This is a genomic window from Coprococcus sp. ART55/1, assembly GCF_000210595.1.
Classification (GTDB): Bacteria; Bacillota; Clostridia; order Lachnospirales; family Lachnospiraceae; genus Coprococcus; species Coprococcus aceti.
Map to the genome: position 1 here is coordinate 2863188 of NC_021018.1, position 5547 is coordinate 2868734.

The window sequence follows — 5547 nt, forward strand, 5'->3', positions numbered from 1 at the left end:
ACCCGGACCGCTTGTTACCAGACACACTCCAACTCTTCCTGTTGAACGTGCATATCCGTCCGCTGCATGAACAAGTGCCTGCTCGTGTCTTGGAAGTATCATATCAATACCTTCTGCATCATACAACGCATCAAACAGGTCTATCGCTGTTCCACCAGGGTATGCGAACAGAGTGTCTACTCCCTCTTCCTGCAACGCTTTTACAAACATCTTTGCTCCATTGATCTCCATATCTTATACCTCCTGTAAAGTTCATGATAATCTAAACTTACGCCTCGGGATGTATATATGCACCCCTTGCATAGAAAAAGCCCTAAGCGCAACTGTTTTACGCTTAGGGCGAATATGTTCATATCCGTGGTACCACCTAAATTCAGACAAATGTCTGCACTCATCAGATACTATAATAAATTATCACTGTAATCATTATTAATATCTTATTCCTGTATCGGGGAAAAACCGTTGAAACCTACTCGACAACAGCCGACAAATATGTATGCTGCAATCTTTCAATCCACTGCTCGAAGGCTACCTTCCACACATTCCTGATGAAGACTCTCACCACCGTCTTCTCTCTGTTGATCGGGGGGATGCATGTACTCCTCCTCGTCATAGCATTTGACTATTTCCCGGTCGTTTTACGACCCTTAGATGTGATTATTTTATCATTAACATGAAGATGTGTCAACGATTCTTTTACTTGCCCGCCAGCAGTTCAAACCAGAACACATCATAACCTGCCGCAGCGGCAACTCTCTGGGAGGCTATATGGGACATGCCAGTTCCATAATATGGTATCCTGCCACTTCTGAGTATATCCATAGTGAGTTCAGATACCAGCAATGTACCCACATGCCTTCCCTCAGCATCTTGAACAACATTTATACCAATCTGCCAGAAGTCGTCACTGTCAGCGCTTGCGCCAGCCATACCAATAATCTCACCATCTGATACAGCAGCCACAGCCAGCACATCAGGAGTGTTATCATCAAAGCAAAATGCTTCATTCCATCTGTCATCTCCTTTGAATTGCAGGATCTCATCCCCCGTATACCTGACAAGGTTAAAATCTTCTTTAAACTTCGAATCAATCAGTTTATCTGTAGTATCTTTTCTCACTGCCTGTTCGCTCAGTTCCGTCGGAAGGTAAAATGGGTGGGCAGATTTCAATTTACATCCGTAGCTGGAAAGAATACTGTCAAGCTCACGAAATTTCTCTATATCCATGAACCATTTGCCAGATGCATTCTCATAGCGTTTTCTGCATTCATCTACAATCTCTCTACGACCGGTAAATAACAGCTTGCCATTTACCACAGCTATTTTGAGTGGGCACTTTTCCTGTCCTTTGAACCGTCTTTGTCCTTCTATCTGTCTGTATTCAGAAAATATATTGTCACTGGAATATATATCAGCCGCATCACAGCAGTAATCCCTGGCCAGCTGATCATACAGTGAATTCTTCATCTTTCCACACAGCCAATGTTTTCTCGTCATAATATTCGTATGTCCTATCCGGATTTCATTCAAAAGAGGCACATCCACTTCATCACAGGTATGATGAAACACAAATCCAAGCTTTTCCTGTACTATGCGGGACTTGGAATTGCCATCGTAGTAACCGCACCATATTGTTCTCATGCCCAGATCAAGAAATCCATGTTCTATGAGTCTCCTGGCCGCCTCCGGTGCGTATTCGTTGCCCCAGTGAGGCTTTCCTATCCAGTATCCGAGTTCACATTCGTCATCGCGGTCTGTCATATCTGTCCTTCCGTTTAACAGTAATTCAATGGCTCCGACAACCAGGCCGCTGTCCTTCAGACACACAGCATAACACTCCGGCCCATTAAATACATTCCGTATCACATCAAGGCTGTACTCCCTGCTCTCATGCACTGGCCAGCCAGCTATAGGTCCCACATCAGGGTCACTTGCATATTCAAATAATATATCTGCGTCACTCTCCTGCCAGTGACGTAATATTAACCTATTAGTTTCTAAAATCAAATCATATATCCCCTTTCATATAAGACTTTCTTTTTCTGATACGTCTATTCTAAATTATATATGCCACTGAATGTCGCACCCACTGTTTAGCTAATTCAGCCTTTTTACCTCAGTCTGTGCTTTCCCAGTTTTTCACTATCCTCAGATATTTGCCGAGATTGATAAAAGATCTAACGATCTCGTCCACTATGACTGCAAGAAAGACACCTGCTATTCCAAGCTTAAGGACAAACACGAACAAAAGTGCCACAGAAACCACCCACAACGTGCCAAACAACTGTGTTATGAGCATCCATATCGTGTTGCCACTGCCCCTGATCGCATTGCCAACAACTATGTTTGCTGATTTTGCGAAAAGATTGATGCTGATAAAGATCAGATATATCCCACACGATGCAATTATACTCTTGTCGTTGGTGAAAAGTGATATGATCTGCTGTGGAAACGCAAGACAGACACCGAGTGTGATGATTCCAACTACTATACACAAGCCATACGCACAGACACATACACCCTTGTATTTACCCAGATCATTGTTTCCTTTTGCCTCACCGGTTAGTGTCATTGTACCGTTTCCTATCGCTCCAATGATGACAACCGCCAGAACTTCAACACTGAATATGATGGAATAAATTCCGGCAGCCATCTCATTTATGGCGTTGAGAATCCTTATAAGCAGCAGATTGCCAAGATTCCATGCAAAATCCTCAAGAGCTGTGTTCACTCCCAGCTTTGCCGACAAAAGATACGGCTTTATATGTGCCTTTACTACCCATTTCATAGATGGTTTAGTGTTAAGTTTCTTGCTTGATACCACGAATATCACTGCAAATATAAGTCCAGAGTACTCCGCTATTGTAGTCGCTATGGCTGCACCCTTTATCCCCATGGCCGGAAGTCCGAATCTTCCAAATATCATGATCCAGTCGAGGAATATATTGACTCCCGACCTTATTATTCCATATATGACAAGCGGCTTTGTATAATTAGACGTCTGAAGTATTACACTGAAAGTACCGCCAAGTCCTGTTATCAGAAATACGGGCGCATAATACCTGGAATAATCAAGACACATCGGCATCAGGCCATCTGACACACCCATGAGTCTGAATACAAATTCAGCGCAGAATGTCCAGAAGAAAAATAACAGTATCGGTATGATATTATTGTATTTCACCATGGCACCGGAGTATTCCTCTATGTGTTCGGTATCTCCTGCACCAACACCCTGACTTATCAGTATAGACGCTCCTGTCACGATGGAGAAACAGAACGACATGGTGGTCCACATCGGTGAAGTCACATTGCCAAGTGCGCTCATGTACATGCTGTTTACGTGTCCTAAAAATATTCTGTCTATAAGCATCTGAAGCTGCGATATAAGATTGCTCAGCATGATTGGAACCGCGATGTTTAAAAGTCCCGGAAGGTATTTTTTGTTAGTCTTTATTAAAGTGTTTTTCATTGCAGTATTTCTCTTTCTATTATCAATATTTTGTAGGTTCAAATGTCATGATGCTTATTGCCGATTTTGTGTTCATACTCACCGAAAACAAATATGATACATTATATCAATACTTAACATATCTTGCATCAAACTTATAGTATTATATAAAAGTTCTATAAAATCAACTCCCCAATATAATATATAGATACCACAAAAAGAGGTAAATATATGTGTTCCATCGCAGGATTCTATAACTCCAACAGGATTTTCAATACCGAACATGAACGATACTCATACATATTGAACGACATGAATAAGGCACTTGCTCACAGAGGTCCGGATGCACAAAATACAGTGCTGTCATCGCACTGTGGAATGGCACACACAAGACTTTCCATACGTGACGTAGCAAGAGGCGAACAGCCTATGAAAAAGGTCATCGGCGAAAATACTATATACATAGTGTACAACGGCGAGATCTACAACACAAAGGAACTGAAATCGGAGCTGCTCGCCCTTGGATATACATTTGATACAACTTCGGACACAGAGGTTATTCTCAACTGTTTTCTTCACTTCGGTCCCGATTTTGTTCACAGGCTGAACGGAATATTTGCATTTGCGATATATGACGAACATATCCAGACCATATATCTGTACAGGGATCACTTCGGTGTGAAGCCGCTGTACTACTCAGTAACTGATGACGGAACACTTGTCTTCGCCTCAGAGATCAAAGGACTGCTCTACTATCCAGGTATAAGGCCTGTCATTGATGCACGGGGACTATGTGAGGTGTTCGGAATCGGGCCGTCCAAGACTCCAGGCTGTGGAGTATTTCAGAATATAGACGAAGTAAAGCCGGGACATTTCATGAAATTCTCACCCTACGGAATGACAGACTTCACATATTACCGCATAACCAGCAATCCTCACACTGACAGCTATGAAGACACTGTGGAAAAAGTCCGTTATCTTGTCAAGGACAGTATAGAGAGACAGATCGTATCGGATGTGCCTGTATGTACATTTCTCTCGGGGGGCATCGACTCATCAATCGTCAGCAGCGTATGCGCCGCAAAACTCAGGGAGCAAGGGAAAAAGCTGCACACTTTCTCATTTGATTTCAAAGATAATTCTAAATATTTCAAGTCAAATGCATTCCAGCCGGAGCAGGATCGACCATATGTAGATATGATGGTAGCCCACATAGGTTCAGACCACACATATCTCACCTGCAATTACAGTGATCTTGCAGACTATCTGTATACTTCCGTGGAATCAAGGGATATGCCGACCATGGCGGACGTGGATTCATCACTTCTGTACTTCTGTTCATTGGTGGCAAAGGAATACAAAGTTGTACTAACAGGGGAATGCGCGGATGAGATATTTGGAGGATACCCATGGTTCTACAGAGAAGAACTGCTTTCATCTGATACATTCCCATGGATGAAGGATCTGTCGCCAAGGCTCTCAGTACTGTCGCCGGACATCATAGATAGTCTTGATATACCGGGATATGTGTCATCACTATACAATTCTCTCCTGTCCGAGATCAATCTTCTTCCGGGGGAATCCGATACAGAAAAGCGGCGCAGGCAGATATCTTATCTGAATATCAGGATGTTCATGCAGACATTGCTTGACCGAATGGACAGAACAAGCATGGCAAGCGGACTTGAGGCGAGAGTTCCATTTGCAGATCCACGAATACTTGATTATGTGTTCAATGTTCCATGGGAGTACAAATATTCCGAAGGCTGTGAGAAAAAGCTTCTCAGAGAGGCCATGAAGGATTATGTTCCGCACGAAATCATGTACAGAAAGAAAAGCCCTTATCCAAAGTCATATGACCCTCATTATGAACAGGAGCTTGCAAAGAGGCTTCTCTGCGTGCTAAATGATCCGGAAAGTCCTCTTCTGCCTCTCATCGACAGAGAATATGTGAAAAGTTTCATAAATGCGCCAAAGGATTACGGCAGGCCGTGGTTCGGTCAGCTCATGGCAGGGCCTCAGATGATGGCATATCTTCTTCAGATTGATCACTGGCTGAGAAAATATGCTATTGTCCTTGACATATAAAAAGACTT

4 protein-coding genes and 1 other annotated feature are annotated in these 5547 nt (G+C 42.9%); of the genes, 1 reads left to right on the forward strand and 3 read right to left on the reverse strand.

Translation table 11 applies throughout. The features are described from left to right. The 3 genes from CCU_RS12910 to CCU_RS12925 form a co-directional block, all read right to left on the reverse strand. On the reverse strand, positions 1–231 hold a 231-nt coding region (locus tag CCU_RS12910; protein WP_243440900.1), incomplete at its 3' end, for a thiamine pyrophosphate-binding protein. A gap of 101 nt (positions 232–332) precedes the next feature. Continuing rightward, positions 333–622: a binding site (T-box leader), on the reverse strand. Between the two features lie 74 nt (positions 623–696). Next, entirely contained in the window at positions 697–2007 is a 1311-nt protein-coding gene (locus tag CCU_RS14205) for a GNAT family N-acetyltransferase (protein WP_243440901.1), read from the reverse strand. A 109-nt stretch (positions 2008–2116) separates the two neighbouring features. After that, positions 2117–3472 carry an MATE family efflux transporter gene (locus tag CCU_RS12925; protein ID WP_015534967.1) on the reverse strand — a complete coding sequence of 452 codons (1356 nt, stop codon included), beginning with the start codon at positions 3470–3472 and terminating at the stop codon, positions 2117–2119. 210 nt (positions 3473–3682) lie between these two features. Between CCU_RS12925 and asnB the strand changes: the two genes are divergently transcribed. Further along, a complete protein-coding gene (asnB, locus tag CCU_RS12930) occupies positions 3683–5539 on the forward strand; it encodes an asparagine synthase (glutamine-hydrolyzing) (protein ID WP_015534968.1) in 1857 nt (618 codons plus the stop codon). The last annotated feature ends 8 nt before the right edge of the window (positions 5540–5547 follow it).